Below are 19,989 nucleotides of genomic sequence, written 5' to 3'. Positions count from 1 at the left end.
CAACCTTCCACGACCGATCCGCAAGAGCGACGGGATCTCAAGTTCGCGCACGGCGCGAGCTCGCGGTCCGAGCACTGGCGATTAGGAGTCTACGAGCCCTTGTCCGTCCGGTACGTCCGCGGTGACGACCGTGTAGACGAACTCTTTGCCGCCGCGACTAGGGGCCGACGAGCGCGTCTTGCGTAGGGCACCGGCGGTGGCGAGACGCTTGAGCCGGTTGTTGGCGTTCTGTGCGCTCAGGTCGAGTGCATCGGCGACGTCGTTGGCTTTGAACTCCTTGCCTTGCGGGATTGCAGCGAAGGTGTCGGCGAGGATGCGATCGCCCACGAGGGTGAGCGAGCCGTCGGGGTTGACGACTGCTGCCGGTGTGTCGCGACGCTCGAGGCAGATCTCGACTGCCTCGAAGTTCTCGGCGTTGAGTCCTGCGAGCTTGACGGTGGCCTCGAACTTCTCGGTGTCGAAGGTCGACAAGAACTTGCCGAGGAACTCATCGGCGAAGCTGATGGTCATGGCGTTCACGCCGGTGAAGTCGATCGTCAGGTCGATGCGCTGCTTGCCTACGAGCTTGTCTTCAAGCCGGTCGCGGCCCTCGCGGCCTCGGCTTCGGGTCGCAGGGAACTGACCGAGCTGAACGACGTCGAACAGGATGGGTTCCATCATCGTTTCTCCGGTTTCATTTTCGACATTGAATCATAGTCTTACTCGCTGGGAGCAATCCAGTGAGAGAGCCACGCCCACGTCCCCGCTGTCTCATCCTGCCGATCCAAAGTCTTCTGCTCGCAGTGGGTAGGCGAGCCCACCACGGTGATCTCGGCGTGGCCCGAACGCATCTCGAATCGAAGGTCGCCGTGGTGCCGCGTCCGGGAGACCAAGTCGCTGAGGCCGTTGCCCCGGTCATCGCCCACTCCGCTGGTCCCAGCCTTGAGCGCCGTAGACAGAGCGGCTCTGTCATGAGGTATGAGCCGGTATCGCGGGTTGTTTCGAAGGTGGGCGCGAACGCCGATTCCCGTGTCGCACACCGCCACCTCGAAGCGAGGACCCTCAGTCGTGGTTCCGGTGTAGGTCTGTGCCGCGATGAAAGCACCCGTCGGGCTGGAGCCGTGCGTGACTGCGTTGTCCAAGAGTTCACCGCAGGCTGTCGATACGCGACGACCCGCCGCGACGGAGTGCTCTGCATAGAAGGCATCGATCAGCCGACCTAGACGCTCCTGGACGCTGTCGACGTTCGACGGGTTTATCGGCGTGACCTCCAACAACCTGTTGCGCAGATCTGTCCGCGCATCGACGGGCATCCGCCCGACGAGGTCAATCCTCGGTGGCATCAGCTGGATGACGTCCATGCGCTGCAGGTACGACGCTGCATTCGGGTCGACCGGCATCTTCAGTGTGACCGGCATCGATGCCGCCGCGGCCCAGTTCGCCGTCGCAACGATCCCGGCCAGGTCTAGCGGACACGCGAAGGTCAAACGTGCCGCGTCGATCACAAGATGGTCCGGGTCGGAGTTGAAGTTCAAGAGCGCCGCCTGCGCGAGCGGCCTTTCGCCGAGCAGCACCAACTCCACCCGCGCAGTCTGCCGCAACCGGCTGCGCCTTGCCTGGATTCGCCTAGAGAGATGGTGCCCGGCTCGCGTTCTGCTACGCTTTCATTGTGCACCGTGAAAACCATGAACGCGGTGAAGCCGTGGGTCGCCGATCTGCGCACGACTGGAAGCTGAGGAACAGACAATGACCGACACGACCCACAGCCGCACACAGCTGCGGATCACCATCAACGAGGAGCCGTTCACGGTCTCCGGCTCGCGACAGGAGGCCGCAGCACTGCTTGACCTCGCTGGGGCCGACCCCATCCAGTTCGACCTCGCCCGGGTCGCGCCCAACGGCGAGCGTCACCTGTACCGCGACGACCAGGTCGTCGAGGTTGCTGACGGTGAGCGGTTCACCGCGGTCGTGACGGTGCTCGTCAACGAGCAGTCGGTGTGGCTGACCGACCAGAGCCAGACCGGCGAGTCGATCAAGGCTGCAGCCATCGCAGCAGGCGTGCCGATCCAGGCGGACTTCGTGCTCGCCGAGGTCCTGCCCAACGGCAAGGAGAAGGTCGTGCCCGACGACAAGCACATCGAGGTCAAGCACCTCGACGAGTTCTGGGGGATTCCCGGTGACGACAACTCCTGAACTCAGCGCCAAGAGTGCCGTGCTCGAGGCGTACGAGGCTATCGTCGCCGCCTTCCCCGATTACCCCGCGAGCGCACATCCCGATGGTCAGGGCGGCCTCTGGGTCGAGCTGACTGGGGTGCCGCTAGACGAGACCTACACCCAGGCCGACAGCTTCGTCGCCTTCCTTCTTCCCTTCAACCTTCCCGGCGCCGATATCTACCCGATGTTCATGCGGCCCGACCTTGCTCGACGCGACGGCGCGCCGCTGGGTCAGGGGTTCGCCTCCACCAACCTCCAGCGCACACCGTCGGACCCGCCTCGGGCGGTCATGCAGATCTCGCGGCGCACCCGAGGGGGCACATTCCTTCTCCAGACCGCACCGCAGAAGATCATGAAGGTCCTCGACTGGGTGATGACCCGATGACCCGGCCCGCCGGCACGCGCCCGACGCCCGTTCAGGTTCGATTCCGCGGGGACGACTGGTGCAAGCTGCAAGGTCACCTGTTCCCTGGCGACAACGGCGAGCACGGTGCCGCGCTCCTGTGCGGCCAGGCGATCGTCGACGGCCACCTGCACCTCCTCGTCCGTGAGGTCATCCCGGCCATCGACGGCGTCGACTATGTCCCCGGCACCCGCGGTCACCGGCACCTTGATGGCGCGTTCGTCACACGCCAACTGCGCCGAGCAAAGAACGACAAGCTCGTCTACCTCGCCGTCCACAACCACGGGGGTCGCCACGCGGTCGGTTTCTCCACGATCGACCTCGCCTCCCATGAGCGCGGCTACCCGACCCTCCTGCAGTTGAACGGTCGACCCGTTGGTGCACTCGTCCTCGCCCGCGAAGCGGTTGCCGGCGACATCTGGTTCACCGACGGCCACCGAGCACCCGTGGATGTCACCGTGGCCGTTGGCGACAAGCTCACCGAGCTGACCGCCGACGGCCGGCTGAAGAGCGCCCAGTTCGCGCGGCCGGACGAGGCTCGGTACGCCCGTCAGGCGCTCGTGTTCGGCCAGGACGGCCAGGCCAAGATGGGACGACTGCGCGTCGGCGTGGTCGGCACCGGCGGCGTCGGCATGCTGATCGTCCAAGCCCTAAGCCGGCTCGGGGTCGGCGAGTTCGTGATCATCGACGCCGATACCGTCTCAACCTCGAACCTCTCCCGCCTCCCGGAGACGTACCTTCGCGACGCCGAGGGCCGTCTGGGCACCGGTCCGCTGGGGCGGCTCGCGAAGCGCTTCGGTCTCAACAGACCTTCCCGCAAGGTCGACGTCGCGCGACGGATCATCCGAGGCGCGAACCCGACTGCGAAGGTGACAACGATCTGTGGTGACGTAGCCGACGACCACGTCGCGCGCGCGCTCCTGGGGTGCGACTTCATCTTCCTCGCCGCAGACACGATGCTCGCACGAGACGTCGTCAACCAGATTGCGTTTCAATGCCTCATCCCCACCCTGCAAGTTGGATCGAAGGCCGTTGTCGAGCCTGCGACCGGAGACGTCCGCGACATCTTCGGTGTCGTCCGATCGCTGGGCGCCGCCCCCGGCTGCCTACGCTGCAACGACTTGGTGAACTTGGCACGTCTCTCCGAGGAGACGGTCGGTACCGCGGCGCAGCGCGAGAACCAGCGCTACGTCGACGAGCCCGGCGTCGAAGCCCCCAGCGTCATCACCCTGAACTCGATGTCCGCTGGTTGGGCGGTCAACGACTTCATGCACTACGCCAGCGGGCTCGGGCGCCCGTCAACTGGCTTCCGAATCCTTCGCCTCCGACCGACCGCACCGGGGCGGCCGCAACTGATCGACCAGGAGCCCGAGGCCAACGAGGCTTGCCACGTATGCAGCACACAGCCGTACTCGGCCCTTGCGACCGGCGACGCCACCGACCTCCCCACGCGAGTCCGTCGCCGGTGACCAGCCCTCCGAGCCACACGAAACTGGACCGACTCCGCCACGCAGTCATCGACGGCTCGGACGGTATCTCCATCATCGTCGCGCCCGAGGACACGGAGACGGCACGAAAGCTACGCGGTGCTGACACGCAGACCTTCTGGTGCAGCACCCGCGGGGGAGGATGCGGCCGCAGACTCGAACTCGTCGCCGGCGATGTGCGGGTCAACTACTTCCGTCACCGGCGCGGCGAGGCACACTACTGCGACCTCGCCGATAAGCCGGACGCCATCGAACGCTCCCTCCTACATCTGCTGCTGCAAACGATCCTCCGAGACTGGCTCGCAGAACAAGGGTTCAACGCCACGATCGAAGCGACACTGCCCGACGCTTGCCGCGCAGACCTCCGAGTCGAAGTACATGCCGTCGACCACACCATCGAAGTTCAAATCTCCTCGATCACGGTTCCCGCATGGTCTCTACGCGATCAGCGGTACCGCGGCCGCGTCGACACGGTCACCTGGCTCTTCGGAGCTCGCACCAGCCGACCGCTCATCAACGAAGTCCTCGTCAATCGCGGCGTCGCCTACACAGTCGCCCGCGACGCCGACATACCCCTCAAGGGCCTCACGCGCCCCGAGCACATCATCATCGGCACCAAATCCCACACGGCCGAGGAATGGCACCCGCTGGTCGAATGCAAGATGACCTCAAGCGGATTCTGGACCCCCGCCACCGAGCAAGCACTAGCCGAACACGGTCGACGACGAGAGGTCCAGGACGCACCCAAGGCGAAGCGGGTCACCTCCCCCCAAGACAGCTACGGGACGTCTGACCGCAGAGCCAAGATCGACGGCCGGAAGGCGACCACACCGCGGGCCCGACCGACCGACACGCGCCCAGCAGTCCGCCCTGAAACACCCCGCGTGCCGAAGAAAGCCAACCGGCCAGGTCCTCTCCCCGTTGCTCCACCCGGACAAGGTCGAAACCCGCTAGCCAGCTTCGCCTGGCTCGAGGGTCTCGACGAATGGGGAACGCCACCCGGCCTCCTAGACGCGCTCCCCGCCGCGCTTCATCACGCGGCACGCGTTCTCGCCCACATGACAACCCGCATAGAAACCACCGGGCCGCAGACTGCACTCGCCTTTCCGGATGTCCACGACGACGGCCAACTAGAACGAGCGCTGATCGAGGCCGGCCTCATCGAGCTCTATGAAGGTCCGGCAGCAGTCCGTCGCTGGCGACGAGCCGAGACGTCCGCAGCGACGGAACTGCGACCGAAACGTTGAACGCCGAGGCACCGGCTCGGCTTCGGCGTAGCGCCAGCACCTGATCCTCCAACATCAGCAACCGAACAAGGCCGGCGGACGACACGTGCGCGGGCGCTCAACTATCCCGTAGCTACTCCTTCTTCAACACCGGAGACTTCGCGGAGACATAGGTGTAGCTCGTCGCTTCCTGCGCTCTGCGCATCTCGCCTACCTGGGACGTCGTGCGGTAGTCGTGGAGGCAGCCGGTGGATGCAGCCACCGTGATGAGAGCGTGGTGGAGCCTTGCCGCGGCATCGTCATCAAGCCCCTTTGTTTCGATAACAACTCGGTGCACGGCTCGACGCGGCTTGCGCGGCGCCACGGCGGATGCAGCGATGTTGCTGGGAGCCTCGGCGGCGGCCACCTCGCTGGTATCGAGGTATAGGACCGGGTTCGCCTGTCCTCGCTTCCACTTCAGAGGGGACGCTGCGCCGACCAGGCCGCTGAACTCCTCGGAGTCAACGACCTCGAAGCGAATGCGACCGCTCTCGACTGCCTCCCAGCCCAGAATGTCGTACGCACCCACGACCACGTTGCGACGAACACCGAGAAGCACATCACCGTAGGCGTCTGCATTCGACTCAGCGATCACCCAGTCGCCCGCTGCCGCATCGCGCAACTGCTCCGAAGTAATCGCATCGCTACCAGATTTCCGAACGTTGACTAGGATCATCGCGCCCCACCCCTTCGTCGTCTTTCAAAGATGAAGACATCTTAGGCTGGATTTTCTAAGACGCGCAAGACATCTTGCAAAGATGTTTGCGAGGGGTGGGTCGGCCTGGGCAGCGTCTCGCCGCGGCGCATCCGGCCCCCGGCCGATCCCCAACGCCACGCGTCAGCGATCCCGGGGAGGGAGCCGTCCCTGCGAGCGAATCGTGTGGAAGACGTGGCCGACGAGAACCTCGCTGAGTAGCACGGAACACGCTTCGTGGCAGTTGGGTCACGCGCACTTCGTTCCGTGGCCTCGGCTAGACCATGCGAGAGCTGGGAACTCGGTCTGCGCTGGGGCGGACCGAGTAAGTAGTCAGGGAACGAGTCGGTCACCCGCCACCAAGCAACCAACTCCACCGGCGGTGAGCATGAGTGCGCATCCTGCGTACATTGCGCGCAACACCCAGCCGTAGCTCCAGCGAGCTGGACCGTACCGTTCCTCCGGCGCGCGGGTATGCCGTGCGGCGGTGAAAGGGCCTACTGGAAGCGGCCGCGCATGTCGAGAGTGGGGCGAGCGAGGAGCATCTCCAATTCCTGCGCTGTTTTGTAGGCTGACTCAATGATCATTCCATTCCGGCGATCGAGGTAGGTGCACATCCCGGCGATCACGGCGCCAGCGAAGACGGGGCCAGCTATCCAGAGACCGCCCACCTCCTCCTTGAATAGCCACGAGGTGATCGCGAACATCAGGCCAATCGCGGTCCAGAACATCAGGATCACCTTGTGTCGCCACTCAAGAAATTGGCCCATCGTCGTTCCCGTCTGCTGGTACATCGTCTGCAAACGCTCCTCGTGCTGATCGGCTGTCAACCGTTGCTGGCCCTCGGTCGCGGCCGGTAGGGGTAGCGGCGCATGGTCGTTCCTGCCTGCCTCTAATGTCATGAGGAAGAGGGAACCGTTTGGCGATGCCTCGGCCGAGGTTCGTGGCGGCCGATCACTCATACCGGGGATTGCGGTTGATCTCCTCCCAGAGGCGCCGCAGGCCGGCCGGGCCTGCTGTGGACGTGGCAGACGGCACATGCACATCACGAAGCTGGACAGCCGATGCATGCAATGAGACCGGTAAACGCCCTACTCGTCTCGACTCGCTCTACTGCGCCACCCAACGAGGCCGACCTGGCGCTGGAAGGGCGTACGCTGCTCCGGCGCTGTTCCGGGCGTGAAGTAGACCTACGGTTTCCGAGGTCTAAGCCGCTCTCGCGTGGCAAGGTACGTCGCGATGAGAACTGACCCACCTGCCGGCGCACGCAGCAGATGGAGCGATGGTGACAGTTTCTGCGTTCTTGTGGTCGGCGGTCAGATGGCCGCGGCTGGAGGCATCATGATCGCGAATCTCGCAGGCAGAGCTACGGCGACGACGCTGGCCGCCGCGCTACTTATCGCCGGCTCAGTGCTGTTTGCCTCCGTCGCGTTGAGGCTTCGTGAACGCAGTGACAGCGGCCGCGTGGGAAGGGGAGGTTTCGTTTTTCTGGGATGGTCGTTCCTGCTGAGCGCGGCCGTTCTCGCAGCTGGCCACAGCGGTGATCTTCGCTGGGTGGGTCGCCTGGGATCGGCGAGGGGTGGAGATGGGCTTCTCTGGCAGGTGCAGGCGACGTTCCTCTCAGTTGGCTTCGCTGGTCTGGCGATCGCGGCCCAACTTTTCGCCGAGGCGCCCTTAGCGATCGGCGCATCGCGTGGTCGAGTACTTGAGCACGTCTGGGCTGGTTGGTTTACCGCTGTCGGCCTCGTTGCCAACGCTGTCATCGGGATCGAGGCAATCTGGCTTCAAAGCGATGCAGGTGTGCTCTTCGTCGCGGCCTTCTGGTTCCTTCCGACGATGGCGCTGCTGGTGATCTCCTATGGCCGGCTGATGCGGCTCTTCGGCAGCCCGTCGCACCTGGACGAGGTGGTCCGGACCTCGCTTGTGCAGACTCTCGCGCTCCGCCTCGACAAGGTCTCGCGTGTGTACGTCGGGGCCCGGAGGCAGCTAGACGACCTGTTTGCCGCTCAACGCGAAGTCGAGGATCTCGGTTCGTCTGCAGCGACGCTGCCGGTCCCAGTGCCACGTTCAGGCCTTGTCGTCAAGGCGATCAAGCCGCAGGCGGTTCGGCGTGCGGTTGCGTCTTTAGCTCCGCCCGTCACGGCAAGGGGAGATAGCGGCAGCGAGCCCGGCGACCGGTACATGCCCTCGCACATCACACTTAATCTTGAGCCGGGCGACCGCACTCGTCTAGGTGACACGGCCTTTCTCGTCAGGACTGCGCAAGAACTTGACGAGGCCAAGAAGAGCACGGTCGTACAACTGCTCCAAGCGAGTATCGAATTTGCGCCACCGGGCTCTGTCACGCCCGACGAAGAGACCGACCGTGAGATCGACAACCTCAAAGACGCAGTGGGGACGAGTCTGAGATCGGGCGCCTTCTCAACGGCTGAGCGCGCGTTGGAGTTGCTTGGACAGGTGGTCCGCGGCGTATGGACTGCCAGACCCGAGATCCTTGATTCGTCACACCGCTCCTCGTTCACGCGCCGTGACTGGCTGTTTCGCAGCGTGGGCGAGGCCGAACAGGATGCGCTTCTCTCGCCGCGTGCTGCAGGTCTTTTCGTGACTCAAGCCATGAAGCGGGCACTTGAGGCACGGCATGTTGGGTCGGCTGAATACGCCGACGAGTCTCTGCGTAGTTTCACGAGACTTTGGATCGACATCCTCCGTCACGGTGGTAGCGAGTTCGAGTCGCTGCCGCCGCGCATCGTCACCTGCGTGCAGAACCTAGCCTCCTTCGGCTTCGCGACGGTCGCGCAGCAGGAAAGCCTTCAGGCGCGTGCAATCTGGACCATGGTCGACCTGGTCAAGTTGGCAATCGACGCCAAGAAGCTTGAGGCGGCGAAGTTGGCGGCAATTGAGCTGGACGGACTGGTTGCGTACTCCGGGCGTCAGGGAAGCGGCCGAGCACATGCGCTCGGCGGGCAACTAGTCCTCTTGGGCTGGTTGAACTACCTCGCCAGCAAGGAGGACGTCCGAGACCCCAAAGATCCAGAACTTCGCGCGTTGGTGACACCACGTGGCAAGTGGTCCGAGATCGTAGACGCTCGACGCTTGACCGATCGCGGGACCGTTCCCTTCAGTCGCTGGGAGTACTGGGAGATGAGGGACGCAGGGTCAGCACGAGCGCAAGTCCTGGAGCTCTCGCACTACATCGACCGGGCTGAGGTAGAGGCACTTGCTGCGTCGTACGGCCGACTGCCCGACCCGAGTGACCAAGAGACCGCATCGGCCTACGAGCGCTTCTTGCGACTGCTGGACGAGGGCGGTCGGGACATCAGCGATCGCGAGACCAATCTTAAGGAACACCTCACGAAGGCCATCTCCGCATGGGACGCTACCGAGAATGTCCGTCTCCGCGAGGAACCCCTGTCCCAAGCGAAGATCGAGATCTTGCGCGCCTCTCTAGCGGATGAGCTTCGTAGCAGCCCTCGGCTCGCTGTGCAGATCCCGACTCAAACAGACGTGCCGAGCCATGGGAGTCATGAGCGGCCAATACTTGGCATCAACTATCGAGTCCCCCGGCACTACTTGGTCGACGGCATCTTTAACCAGACGTACGCCGACCCGAAGGAAGTGGGTCGGGTGATCGCGCGAAGTTTCGTCGATGGAGAAGATCTGAGAATCGTCGAAGCCCTCCAGGCCCGGCAGGAACAGTGGATGGCGCTGACGGCAGCCGCAATTGGGCATCAGATTGAAGTCCTCGGTGCCGAGGCCGAGCACTATGTGCTAGCGGTTCCGTATGGCGGGCTCGTCGACGACGTCTGGTACGCGAGCGATTTTCAGCAGATTCGTGACCGCGTGACGCTGGTGGAGACTGGCGCGCTCGACGAGGAAGTCCTCTTGTTCGACCGGCGAGCGGCGGTGATTTCAAGTCGTGCGCCAGAGGAGAAGGATGGGCTGGTGCAGGTCGGCGACACGTCGATCGCGCTAGGGGTCTTCGAAGACGTTGAGGGCAGTGAGGAACCCGAGGTTCGGGTTGAGGCTGGAGAGTTCTTCGTCGTATGGAGCGTCGAGGAGCCCCGGATCCACCGCTTCGCCGCGCCCGAGGCCGCAGATGAGTCTCAGGCATAAGTGGTGCCGTAGGCGGTGATGCCAGCCGCTCGCTACCTCTTTGTCAGCTCTCGAAGTGCCTAGCGACAGACGGGTGCTGGCCTGTCGCGACAAGGCGGAGGGTTGCCGTGCGCCCATTCTCGATTTGTACGTACGCGTTCCGCTGGGTGCCGGTTCCTCCGGCTGACGGCAGCAAACAAGCAGGCTGAGCTGGATTTTCGACCCCCCAACGGGGCGGGGGTAGACAATCACGTCGGGGAAGCCAAATCCAACCGCGTCCCTTACCCCGGCCGCGTGGTGGTCCGACCGCGGTCAGGTCAAACGGTGAGACTCCTCACCGTGGCGTCGGGGAACAGACCCGGGAGGTGGCTGCGCTGTACCGGGCATGGCTGATCTCTTCGACCCCCTGACCGTCGGCGCGTGGACGTTGCCGAACCGGATCGTGATGGCGCCGCTGACCCGCAACCGGGCCGAGGGCACCGTGCCCGGCGACCTTGCGGTGGAGTACTACTCCCAGCGCGCCTCGGCCGGGCTGATCATCACCGAGGGCAGCCAGCCCACGCCCGAGGGCCAGGGCTACCTGAACACTCCCGGCTTCCACTCCGAGGAGCAGCTCGCCGGGTGGCGCCGGGTGGCCGAGGGCGTGCACGCGAACGGCGGCCGGATCGTCGCGCAGCTGATGCACGCGGGCCGGATCTCCCACCCCGACAACACCGGCGGTGAGGAGATCATCGCGCCCAGCCCGGTGGCGGCCCCGGACGAGATGTTCACCGCGGACGGGATGAAGCCGTTCCCGACTCCGCGCGAGATCACCGTCGAGGAGATCCCCTCGATCGTCGAGGGCTACGTGCAGGCCGCCCGCAACGCGGTCGAGGCCGGGCTCGACGGCGTCGAGGTGCACGGCGCCAACGGCTACCTCATCCACCAGTTCCTCGCGCCCGGCTCCAACCACCGCACCGACGAGTACGGCGGCTCGCCCGAGAACCGGGTGCGCTTCGCCCTCGAGGTCACCCGCGCGGTGGCCGAGGCGATCGGCGCCGACCGGGTCGGCATCCGCATCTCGCCTGCCCACAACATCCAGGGCGCCACCGAGGACGACCCGGCCGACGTCGCCGCGACCTACCGGCTCCTGGTCGAGGGCCTCGCGCCGCTCGGACTGGCCTACCTGAGCATCCTCGCCGACCCGAAGCAGGACCTGATCCAGGACCTGCGCCGCTCCTTCGGCGGCGTGGTCATCGCGAACGACGGCTTCGGCGAGATCACCACGCGCGAGTCGGCGCAGGAGATCCTCGACAAGGACCTTGCCGACGCGGTCGCCGTCGGTCGGCTGTTCCTGGCCAACCCGGACCTGCCCGCCCGGTGGCGCAGCGGCGCCGAGCTCAACGAGCCGAACCCCGACACCTTCTACGGCGGTGGCGCCGAGGGCTACACGGACTATCCCTTCCTCGAGGGCTGATGGGGCGGATCCCCACCCGCGCATCCGCCCGGGTGGGGATCCGCACGGGTCGGGTGGCCGGTGAGGGCAGCGCCGTAGGGGATCGCTGCTAGCCGGGCCAGCTCGGGTAGGGAGAAGGACTAGCGCCGCAGCGCCGCCCAGGTGTCGACGCTCGTCCACTCGCCCTTGAACCAGTCAGCGGCGACGTTGCGGCCCTCGTGCCGGAATCCGAGCCGCCGGAACAGGCGGGCGACCGGCTCGTTGCGGGCATCGGTGACAGCGAACACCCGGTGAGCGCCGTGGGCGTCGAAGAGGGCGTCGACCAGGGCACTCAGCGCCTCGGTCGCATACCCCGAGCCCTGGGAGGCCGGTGCGATCGTGACCCCGAGCTCGTAGCTGTCGGGCTGCCCGGCCTCCGCGTGCACGGCGACGTCACCGATCAGCACGCCGTCGTGCCGTACGGCGATCTGCAGCCACCGCCCGGACCTCGACTCGATCGAGCTGGGCTGGAGGGCGATGAGGTCGTCCGCGTCTGCCTCGGTGTAGTCCGGGGTCCAACTCTGCCAGCGTGCGACCTCCGGAAGGCGGCGATAGGCCACGAAGGCGTCCCTGTCCGCCCGCGTGAGCGGTGTCAGCTCTAGGCGCTCGGTGAGGATGGGGAACGTCAGCACGATCGAAAACCCTGACGGTGGTTCGGGTGGGACTAGGCCTTCGAGGCGTCGCGCCGGGATCCCTCGTGGACGACGTCGTACAACGCCGGCACCGATGAGATGCCGGCCCACTCCGGGCCCGCGAGGAGCGCACGGAAACCCTCGTCGTGGGCGGCCTGCCAGGCCTCGACCGACTCCCATCCTGCCGTGTTCACGAACGCGTAGGTCGCATCGGGGCGCACCGCCCGGTGCAGGCGGTGGCTGTGGTAACCGGGCTTGGCTGCCATGTAGGCGTTGACGTGCAACCACTGGGCGAGGAACGCGTCCCTGCGGTCGGCCGGCACGTCGAAGCAGTTGATGAACTCGATCATGGTGAACTCCTTGGTAAAGAATGCACTGCTATGCATTGATGGCATCATGATATAGTTCGCGGAGCGACGATTGTCAAGCGGCGAAGGAGAACTCCGTGGCGAAGGGCCGTGAGGCGCAACGGCGCCGTACTCGACGTGATCTGGTGGATGCGGCGCAGAGATTGCTGCTGGAGGGACGGAATCCCTCGATCGACGAGATCGCCGCAGCCGCGGATGTGTCGAGGCGGACGGTCTACCTGCACTTCTCGACGCTCGACCAGCTCCTCCTCGATGCGAGCGTCGGTCTCCTCAGCGCTCAGGCCGTCGACGACGTCCTCGACTCCGACACCGCCCCGACCGACCCGGTCGACCGCATCGAGGCGTTGGTGCGCAGTCTGTGGAGCACCGCCGACCGAACGCTTCCGCTCGGCCGGCAGATCATCAGGCTCACCGTGGCCGACGCGCCAGGGCACGCAGGCGCCGCCGAGCCGGAACAGCGGCGAGGGCACCGGCGCATCGAGTGGATCGAGAAGGCGCTGGCACCGCTGGCCGACACCCTCGAGCCAGCGGACTTCGAGCGCCTGGTCTCAGCTCTCGCCGTGCTCATCGGGTGGGAGGCGATGACCGTCTTGGAGGACGTCCGAGGTACGGGCACACACGCGCAGACCGAGACGGTCGTCTGGGCCAGTCGGGCACTGGTCGAATCGGCGCTGCGGGGACCCGTCACCTAGCTCCTGCCCGTGGGCGCCGCCACCCCGCTCACCCGCCGCTCCTCTTGATCGGCAGCGGCTCCTCGCCGTGGGCGGCCGCCGACTGGGAGAACCACAGCAGGTAGGCCAGTGGGGGCAGGACGACGACGGCGGCGCAGCCGACAGCGACGATCAGGCCGATGAGCGTGGCGTCCGCACCGCCGGCATCGGCGATGCGGACCTGGTCGACCAGGAGCCAGGGCCACTGGCCCACGCCCCAGCCGGAGATCACCGTCGCCACCGCAGTCACGGCGGTGAAGCGGGCGATCCGGAAGCGGCCACGCCACAGCAGCAACAGCGTCGCCAGGCCGGCCAGCCCCGAGACGACGATCAAGGGGGCCGCCTGGTGCTCCAGGCCGTGCGCCAGCGTCGGAGCGTCGTGCTGGATCGGCACCAGCGCCACGAAGACCAGGATCCCTGTCACGACCCCCACGCCCAGCGTGCGCCGCCGCAGGGTCGCGACCAGCCGCTGGCGGCCGGCCCGCTCGACATCGGCGCACAGGAACACCCCCGCCAGGAAGGCGCAGGTCCCGACCGCGATGAGGCCGCCGAAGATCGAGGTCGGATGCAGCCAGGAGCTCCACCGGTCGCCGTACCCATCGGCTGGGACGCGTCCCGACGCGATGGCGCCGGCGACAGCGCCGAGGAAGAACGGCGTGATGAGCGAGGAACCGGCGAAGACGGCGCCGTACAGGCGGGCCTGGCCGATCGAGGGTGCGTACTTGCGGAACGCGAAGGCCGCCCCGCGCAGCACGATCCCCGCCAGCGCGAGCACGAGGGGAACGAACAGCGTGGTGGTGACGGCGGCGAAGGACGCGGGGAAGCCGGTCCACCACGTCACCAGGCAGAAGATCAGCCAGACGTGATTGGCCTCCCAGACCGGTCCGATGCTGTGGTCGACCTGGCTGCGCAGCTCGGCGCCGCCGCGGGCGCCGCCGGCGGTGAGGTCGAAGAACCCGGAGCCGAAGTCGGCACCCCCGAAGAGCGCATAGGCCAGTACGCCGATGAACAGCGCGGCGGCCACCACCGTCTCCAGGGTCATCGGGTGGCAGCCTCCTCCTCGGGTGCGGGCCCGTAGGGGCTGGGCAGGTCCTCCTCGCCGGCCCGCCAGCGACGTGCCATCGAGCGGAGCACCACGAAGGCGCCCACCGTCATGCCGAGGTAGACGATCGCGACCCCGGAGAAGACCCACCACAGGCCGGGGTTGTCGCCGGCGGCCTGGGTGGTGCGTAGGACGCCGTACACCGTCCAGGGCTGTCGGCCCACCTCGGTGGCGACCCAGCCCGACTCCAGCGCGAGGATCGCGAGGGGGCCGGACAGGACGAGGCAGCCCAGCGCCCATCGGTGCACGGCGAGGTCGTGACCACGCCATCGCGCGGCCCAGTAGACGACGACCGCCACCGCCAGCAGGGAGCCGATGCCGACCATCGACTGGAAGGCGACGTGGGTGGTGTTGACCGGCGGCAGGTCGTCGGCGGGGAAGCGGTCCAGCCCGACCACCGGCTTGTTGAAGGACCCGCGGGCGATGAAGGAGCCCCAGCGCGGGATGGCGAGGTAACCGCGTGCCTGCCCGTGGATCAACAGTCCGCCGATGCGAAGCGGCGCGGGCTGCTCCGTGCTGGTGGCCAGCTCGAACGCGGCGAGCTTGGTCGGCTCGATCGTGCCGAGCGCCATGCCGAGGATGTGCCCGATGATCGGCTGGATCACCGCTGCCACCGAGGCGAACGCCAGCGGCACGCTCAGGCCGAGCCGATGGTGGGCGTCGCGGCGACCCCGCAGCATGCCGGCGGCGTAGACAGCGGCGACGGTGAAGCCCACCAGCATGTAGGCGCCCACCCACATGTGCGCGAACTGCAGGAACGCGTGCCCGTTGAACATCGCCCGCCACGGGTGGACGTCCGTCACCGCCCCGGACGAGGTGAGCGTGAAGCCGGACGGCATGTTCATCCACGCGTTCACGCTGATGACGCAGTAGGTGCCGAACACCCCTGCCGCCATCATCGGCGCCAGACACCACAGGTGCACCCGGGGCGGGAGCCGGTCCCAGCCGTAGAGATAGATGCCGAGGAAGATCGCCTCGATGAAGAAGGAGAGGCCCTCGAAGGCGAACGGCAGCCCGAGCACATCGCCGAACCGACCCATCAGGCCGGGCCACAGCAGGCCCATCTCGAAGCTCAGCACCGTGCCGGAGACCGCCCCGATCGCGAACAGCACCGCCGCCACCTTGCCCCAGCGCTTCGCCAGCCGCAGCGCCACCGCATCGCCCTTCAGGCCACGGCGGTGCACCACGAAGATCATCGCGGGGAACGCGACGCCGAACGCCGCCAGGATGATGTGCCATCCCAGCGAGAGCGCCATCTGCTCCCGGGCCGGCAACAGGCCGGCGGGCTGAGCGATCAGTGCGAGCATCAGCGACTCCTCACGTCGAGCATGATCGGTACCGGGCGTGAAGGCAACGCCGGCGGCTCGTGGACCCGAACCGGCCGCGGCGAGGGCGAGCACCGTGCCATGCCGTCTGCGAGACTGTTGTCATGGCCAGCCGGCTTCACCCAGCCGTCGCGACAGGTCGGACCCGTCCGGTCGCCGCGACCGTCGGGCAGATCGGACCTCGTCGTGGCGCGACAGGTCCCTGAGGGGCGGCCGATCGGCCGCCGCGTCGTTCTCGGCCTTCTCGGGCTGGGAGCGGTGGGGGTCGTCACCGGCAGCAGGATCCAGGCCGGGCTGAGCGCCGTGCTCGGGCCGGTGCAGCTGCGCGATCCGACCGGCCTCACCGCGCTCTTCCCGCTGGGCGACACCTGGCGCTACTACTCGGTCACCGGTGAGGTGGCGCCACGCGACGCGGCGACGTACACGCTGGAGATCTCCGGCCTGGTGGCGCACCCGCGGACCTACTCGCTGAGCGATCTGCAGGCGCTGCCGCAGACGGCCTTCACCGACACCTTCCAGTGCGTGACCGGCTGGTACGTGCCCGACGTCCACTGGTCAGGCGTGCGGGTGGTCGACCTGCTGCGGGCGGCGGCGCCCCGGGGCGACGCCGTCGGCGTACGGTTCGGCTCGTTCGACGGCACGTACTCGGTGAACATGACCCTGGCGCAGGCCCGCAGGAACGATGTCATCGTCGCGCTGAGGATGGACGGGAAGCCGGTCACCCACGCCCACGGCGGACCGGCTCGGATCTACTCCGGCTCGATGTACGGCTACAAGAGCACCAAGTGGCTCTCCAGCATCGAGGTGACGCCGGACAACCGTCCCGGCTACTGGGAGGACCGCGGCTACCCGTTGAACGGCATCATCGATGAGTGAGGGTGCCGACCTTCCCCGCTTCGCGACGGCCGAGCGGGTGGTGCACGCGGCGGTCGCCGTCCTGATGTTCGCCTGCCTGGTCACCGCGGCGATCCTCTACAACGGCTCGCTGATGCTGCTGGTCGGCCACCGCCACCTCGTCGAGACGGTGCACGTCTGGAGCGGTCTGGCCCTGCCGGTGCCGATGCTGCTCGGACTCGCCTCGGCCGCCTACCGGCTCGACCTGCGGCGACTCGACCGGTTCACCGCCGACGACCGGCGCTGGCTGCGGAGCCGGTCACGCCGCGACGGCGCGATCCGGGTCGGGAAGTTCAACGCCGGGCAGAAGCTCAACGCCTGGCTGGTCGCCGGTGCCACCGGGGTCCTGCTCGGCACCGGGACGCTCATGTACTGGACAGGCCTCGTCCGCCTGTCGTGGCGCTCGGGGGCGACCTTCGTGCACGACTGGTCGGCGATCGCGATCGGCCTGCTCGTGATCGGGCACCTCGTGTTCGCGTTCCGCGACCCCGAGGCCCGGCGAGGCATGCGGACCGGTCGCGTCTCGGCGCGCTGGGCCCGAGCCCAGCATGCTGCCTGGGTCGAGGAGCTCGCCGTCGAGCGTGCTGCCGAGCGCGGTGACACCGGGGTCGATGGTCGCCGTACGCCGTCGTGACGTGGGTCGGCAGCGGGTGCCGCTCCGAGCTGGCCCGGGCGACTCGGCGTCGGGCGCCGGCTGCTCAGACCGGCGGGCGGATCCGCTGCAGCAGGTCGAGCAGGGTGGCCTGCTCGGCAGCATCGAGGGGAGCCAGGAACGCGGCGTCGAGCCGCTCGCACAGCGGTCGTGCGGCGGCCACCAGGTCGGCACCGGTCGGCGTCAGCGAGACGAGCCGGCAGCGCGTGTCGTCGGGGGAGACGCGGCGCTCGACGACGCCGCGCTCCTCGAGCCGGACCAACAGCTCGGCGAGCGCCGTCTTGGTCATCCCGGCGGCTTCGGCGAGCGCTCCCTGCGTCATGCCGGGCCGCTGGGCCAGGGCCGTCAGGACGGCGTACTGGGGCTTGGTCAGGCCGGGGGCGATCGCGTTCCACTGCGCCGTGTACTCGTGCAGCAGCACCCGCATGAGGTGGAAGTGCTTGTCGGCGAACATCGTCCCCTCCTGTGGTGATCGGTCTCATCATGACGGATCCGCCGTCGCGGCCTATCCTGGAGAAGATTAGTTCGTATACGAACAGAACGGGATGAGTGTGAGCGAGCGGACACGTAGGTTCGGCTTCTGGTTGGCGTCGGCGGCGATCCTGGTCTTCAGCGCCGCGGTGGCCGCCCCGTCACCCGTCTACCCCCTCTATCAGGCGAAGTGGGGGCTGTCTCCCGCGGTGATGACGGGGATCTTCGGGATCTACGTGGCCGGTCTGCTGGTCGGCCTCCTCACGGCGGGGTCGCTGTCGGACCATGTCGGTCGCCGTCCGGTGATCCTTCCGGCCGTGACGATCCTGATCGCGGCCCTGCTCGTCCTCGGTACGGCGGGCGATCCCACGGCGGTGTGGATCGGGCGGGTACTGGAGGGCGTGGCGATGTCGCTGGTCGTGGGATCGCTCGGGGCGACGCTGCTCGACCTCGCCCCTCCGGGCAACCTCCGACTCGCGGCCACGTTCAACGGGTCGCTGTGGCCGCTCGGGCTCGCGGCCGGCGCCGTCCTGGGCGGGGCGCTGGTGGAGTTCGCGCCCGACCCGTCGCGGCTGGTGTTCTTCGTCCTCGCGATCGTGACGCTGCTACTCCTGGTCGCACTCTGGTTCCTGCCCACCTCGGCCGTGCGACGGCCGGGCGCGCTGGCCTCGCTGCGCCCGACGATCACCATGCCGGCCAAGGTCCGCGGCGTCTTCCTCGCCGTCCTCGGCTGCCTGCTGGCCGCCTGGGCGCTGGGTGGTCTCTACCTCGGTCTGGGTGCGAGCGTCGTCGCGACCGTCTTCCACATCCATGCGGCGCTCGCCGCCGGCCTGGCGATGGCGGCCGTCACCGGCGTCGGTGCGGTCACCGGCATCCTCGTCCAGCGTCGCGATGCCGTCCAGGTGATGATCGGGGGCAGCACCGCGCTGGTGCTCGGCCCGGCGTTGATGATCGTCGCTGTCGCCACCGAGACCTCGTGGTTGTTCTTCGTCGCCAGCGTCATCAGCGGCACCGGCTTCGGTGCCGGCTTCCAGGGAGGGCTGCGCCTGGTGCTGGCCGAGGTGGAGGAGGACGATCGCGCCGGCGTGCTCTCCAGCGTGTACGTCGTGTGCTACTGCGCCTTCTGCCTGCCGGCCCTGGCGGCCGGGTTCCTCACGCCGTCCCTCGGGCTGCGGGAGGTGGTGCTCGGCTACGCGGTGCTGGTGATCGTGATGGCCGCTGCAGCCCTGCTGATCCAGCTGTTCAAGCGCTCGGCGCGGGTCGCCGAGATCGCCGCCGAGGGTGATGAGAGGGCGCAGGAGCAGCAGACCCCGGCAGGGGTGTGACGCCGGCTCAGCGGTCCTCGGGGTAGCCAGCGGCCAGCAGCTTTGTCAGGGTGGGCCGCTGCGGCCGCCACCCCAGCGCCTTCGCCTTGGCGGCGTCGGCCTGCTGGTCGAGCAGCAGAGCTTCGGCCAGCAGCGGCCCGACCTGCTCGATGGCGGCCTCGGCAGTGCCGGGCCCGGCCTCGGCGTTGACGGCCCGAGCCAGCTCGAGGGTGGTCGGGTTGTCGCCGGACGCCGCGACGTACGCCTCGTGCGCCGGCGCCTTCTCCAGCACCAGCAGGTAGAGGTCGGCCAGGTCGTCGACGTGGACGGTCGTCCAGTGCTGCGTCCCCTCGCCGATGCTGGTGCCGTTCTGGGCCGCGGCGACGACCAGGCTCGGCAGGCCGGTGCCGTAGCCGTAGACGATGGCGGGTTGGATGACGTTGCCGTGGTAGTCGCCGGCGAGCACGGCGCTCTCGCCCGCGAGGCGCCAGGCGGTGACCTGCGGGGGAGCGGGCGGCGTCTGCTCGTCGACGGTGGGCGAGGAGCCGTAGGTCCAGATGCCGCCGGTGAGGATCAGGTGCTTGCCGCTGCCCGAGAAGGCGCGCTCGGCCGCCTCGATGACAGCCGTGTTCATCGCTTCGTCGTCGGCGTCGCTGCCAGCGGCGGTATGGATCACCGCGTCGTGGTCGCCGAAGACGCCGGTGAGCAGCTGGTCGTCGAAGAGGTCGGCGACGAGCGGGTGCGCTCCCGCCGCCGGGTCCAGGCGCGCGGCCGACTCCTCGGAGCGGACGATCGCCGTCACGTCGTGTCCCGCGGCGGAGAGCCGCTGCAGGACGCGCGAGCCGATGTAGCCGGTTCCACCGGTCAGGAGGATCTTCATGCCTCCTGCCTACCGGATCGGGCCAAGCGGGGCCAGAGGCCCG

General features: G+C 67.6%; 20 protein-coding genes. 10 read left to right on the top strand and 10 right to left on the bottom strand.

Annotated elements, in window-relative coordinates; genetic code table 11:
* Nucleotides 1–81: 81 nt before the first annotated feature.
* Both P5P86_RS19555 and P5P86_RS19550 read right to left on the bottom strand, forming a co-directional pair.
* Nucleotides 82–657 (bottom strand): STAS-like domain-containing protein, encoded by a 576-nt coding sequence (locus P5P86_RS19555; RefSeq protein ID WP_280609121.1) that lies wholly within the window; start codon nucleotides 655–657, stop codon nucleotides 82–84.
* A gap of 41 nt (nucleotides 658–698) precedes the next feature.
* Nucleotides 699–1,562 carry an ATP-binding protein gene (locus tag P5P86_RS19550; RefSeq protein ID WP_280609120.1) on the bottom strand — a complete coding sequence of 288 codons (864 nt, stop codon included), beginning with the start codon at nucleotides 1,560–1,562 and terminating at the stop codon, nucleotides 699–701.
* Nucleotides 1,563–1,725: 163 nt separating this feature from the next.
* Between P5P86_RS19550 and P5P86_RS19545 the strand changes: the two genes are divergently transcribed.
* From P5P86_RS19545 to P5P86_RS19530, 4 genes are read left to right on the top strand one after another with little or no spacing between them, the layout of a single operon-like run.
* The gene (locus tag P5P86_RS19545) at nucleotides 1,726–2,172 is read left to right on the top strand and encodes a hypothetical protein (protein ID WP_280609119.1); all 447 of its coding nucleotides are present in this window, start codon (nucleotides 1,726–1,728) and stop codon (nucleotides 2,170–2,172) included.
* A 19-nt stretch (nucleotides 2,173–2,191) separates the two neighbouring features.
* Entirely contained in the window at nucleotides 2,192–2,578 is a 387-nt protein-coding gene (locus P5P86_RS19540) for a hypothetical protein (protein ID WP_280609118.1), read from the top strand.
* Nucleotides 2,575–4,065 carry a HesA/MoeB/ThiF family protein gene (locus P5P86_RS19535; protein ID WP_280609117.1) on the top strand — a complete coding sequence of 497 codons (1,491 nt, stop codon included), beginning with the start codon at nucleotides 2,575–2,577 and terminating at the stop codon, nucleotides 4,063–4,065. Before P5P86_RS19540 ends, P5P86_RS19535 begins: the two co-directional genes overlap by 4 nt.
* The gene (locus P5P86_RS19530) at nucleotides 4,062–5,330 is read left to right on the top strand and encodes a competence protein CoiA family protein (RefSeq protein ID WP_280609116.1); all 1,269 of its coding nucleotides are present in this window, start codon (nucleotides 4,062–4,064) and stop codon (nucleotides 5,328–5,330) included. The genes P5P86_RS19535 and P5P86_RS19530 overlap by 4 nt, the downstream gene beginning before the upstream one ends.
* A gap of 112 nt (nucleotides 5,331–5,442) precedes the next feature.
* On the opposite strand, the gene P5P86_RS19525 is transcribed toward P5P86_RS19530, so the two are convergent.
* Both P5P86_RS19525 and P5P86_RS19520 read right to left on the bottom strand, forming a co-directional pair.
* Complete coding sequence (locus P5P86_RS19525) at nucleotides 5,443–6,024, bottom strand: hypothetical protein (RefSeq protein WP_280609115.1); 582 nt, start codon at nucleotides 6,022–6,024, stop codon at nucleotides 5,443–5,445.
* Between the two features lie 515 nt (nucleotides 6,025–6,539).
* Nucleotides 6,540–6,944 (bottom strand): hypothetical protein, encoded by a 405-nt coding sequence (locus P5P86_RS19520; protein WP_280609114.1) that lies wholly within the window; start codon nucleotides 6,942–6,944, stop codon nucleotides 6,540–6,542.
* A 319-nt stretch (nucleotides 6,945–7,263) separates the two neighbouring features.
* Here P5P86_RS19520 and P5P86_RS19515 point away from each other — a divergent pair, with 319 nt between their 5' ends.
* Together P5P86_RS19515 and P5P86_RS19510 are read left to right on the top strand one after the other, a co-directional pair.
* Entirely contained in the window at nucleotides 7,264–10,155 is a 2,892-nt protein-coding gene (locus tag P5P86_RS19515) for a hypothetical protein (RefSeq protein WP_280609113.1), read from the top strand.
* 364 nt (nucleotides 10,156–10,519) lie between these two features.
* Nucleotides 10,520–11,590 carry an alkene reductase gene (locus tag P5P86_RS19510; RefSeq protein WP_280609112.1) on the top strand — a complete coding sequence of 357 codons (1,071 nt, stop codon included), beginning with the start codon at nucleotides 10,520–10,522 and terminating at the stop codon, nucleotides 11,588–11,590.
* 119 nt (nucleotides 11,591–11,709) lie between these two features.
* Here the strand turns inward: P5P86_RS19510 and P5P86_RS19505 are convergent, their stop codons facing one another.
* Together P5P86_RS19505 and P5P86_RS19500 are read right to left on the bottom strand one after the other, a co-directional pair.
* On the bottom strand, nucleotides 11,710–12,240 hold the full coding sequence (locus P5P86_RS19505; protein WP_280609111.1) for a GNAT family N-acetyltransferase: 531 nt from the start codon (nucleotides 12,238–12,240) through the stop codon (nucleotides 11,710–11,712).
* A gap of 32 nt (nucleotides 12,241–12,272) precedes the next feature.
* Complete coding sequence (locus P5P86_RS19500) at nucleotides 12,273–12,590, bottom strand: antibiotic biosynthesis monooxygenase family protein (RefSeq protein ID WP_280609110.1); 318 nt, start codon at nucleotides 12,588–12,590, stop codon at nucleotides 12,273–12,275.
* A gap of 95 nt (nucleotides 12,591–12,685) precedes the next feature.
* On the opposite strand from P5P86_RS19500, the gene P5P86_RS19495 reads away from it, so the two are divergent.
* Nucleotides 12,686–13,300 carry a TetR/AcrR family transcriptional regulator gene (locus P5P86_RS19495; protein ID WP_280609109.1) on the top strand — a complete coding sequence of 205 codons (615 nt, stop codon included), beginning with the start codon at nucleotides 12,686–12,688 and terminating at the stop codon, nucleotides 13,298–13,300.
* Nucleotides 13,301–13,328: 28 nt separating this feature from the next.
* On the opposite strand, the gene P5P86_RS19490 is transcribed toward P5P86_RS19495, so the two are convergent.
* Nucleotides 13,329–14,360 (bottom strand): cytochrome d ubiquinol oxidase subunit II, encoded by a 1,032-nt coding sequence (locus P5P86_RS19490; protein WP_280609108.1) that lies wholly within the window; start codon nucleotides 14,358–14,360, stop codon nucleotides 13,329–13,331.
* On the bottom strand, nucleotides 14,357–15,727 hold the full coding sequence (locus P5P86_RS19485; protein WP_280609107.1) for a cytochrome ubiquinol oxidase subunit I: 1,371 nt from the start codon (nucleotides 15,725–15,727) through the stop codon (nucleotides 14,357–14,359). The genes P5P86_RS19490 and P5P86_RS19485 overlap by 4 nt, the downstream gene beginning before the upstream one ends.
* 204 nt (nucleotides 15,728–15,931) lie before the next feature.
* Between P5P86_RS19485 and P5P86_RS19480 the strand changes: the two genes are divergently transcribed.
* Nucleotides 15,932–16,621, top strand: a complete 690-nt coding sequence (locus tag P5P86_RS19480) for a molybdopterin-dependent oxidoreductase (RefSeq protein WP_280609106.1) — start codon at nucleotides 15,932–15,934, stop codon at nucleotides 16,619–16,621.
* Nucleotides 16,614–17,273 carry a cytochrome b/b6 domain-containing protein gene (locus P5P86_RS19475; RefSeq protein ID WP_280609105.1) on the top strand — a complete coding sequence of 220 codons (660 nt, stop codon included), beginning with the start codon at nucleotides 16,614–16,616 and terminating at the stop codon, nucleotides 17,271–17,273. Before P5P86_RS19480 ends, P5P86_RS19475 begins: the two co-directional genes overlap by 8 nt.
* A 64-nt stretch (nucleotides 17,274–17,337) precedes the next feature.
* Here P5P86_RS19475 and P5P86_RS19470 read toward each other — a convergent pair whose 3' ends face one another.
* Nucleotides 17,338–17,745, bottom strand: coding sequence for a MarR family winged helix-turn-helix transcriptional regulator (locus P5P86_RS19470; RefSeq protein ID WP_280609104.1), 408 nt, complete (start codon nucleotides 17,743–17,745; stop codon nucleotides 17,338–17,340).
* Nucleotides 17,746–17,842: 97 nt separating this feature from the next.
* Between P5P86_RS19470 and P5P86_RS19465 the strand changes: the two genes are divergently transcribed.
* The gene (locus P5P86_RS19465; protein WP_280609103.1) at nucleotides 17,843–19,087 is read left to right on the top strand and encodes an MFS transporter; all 1,245 of its coding nucleotides are present in this window, start codon (nucleotides 17,843–17,845) and stop codon (nucleotides 19,085–19,087) included.
* A 7-nt stretch (nucleotides 19,088–19,094) separates the two neighbouring features.
* On the opposite strand, the gene P5P86_RS19460 is transcribed toward P5P86_RS19465, so the two are convergent.
* Nucleotides 19,095–19,946, bottom strand: a complete 852-nt coding sequence (locus tag P5P86_RS19460) for an NAD-dependent epimerase/dehydratase family protein (protein ID WP_280609102.1) — start codon at nucleotides 19,944–19,946, stop codon at nucleotides 19,095–19,097.
* Nucleotides 19,947–19,989 lie beyond the last annotated feature (43 nt).

This window comes from Nocardioides sp. BP30 (assembly GCF_029873215.1).
Taxonomy (GTDB): domain Bacteria; phylum Actinomycetota; class Actinomycetes; order Propionibacteriales; family Nocardioidaceae; genus Nocardioides.
Note: the sequence above shows the minus strand (reverse complement) of the source record. Positions and strands in the feature narration are given on the sequence as shown.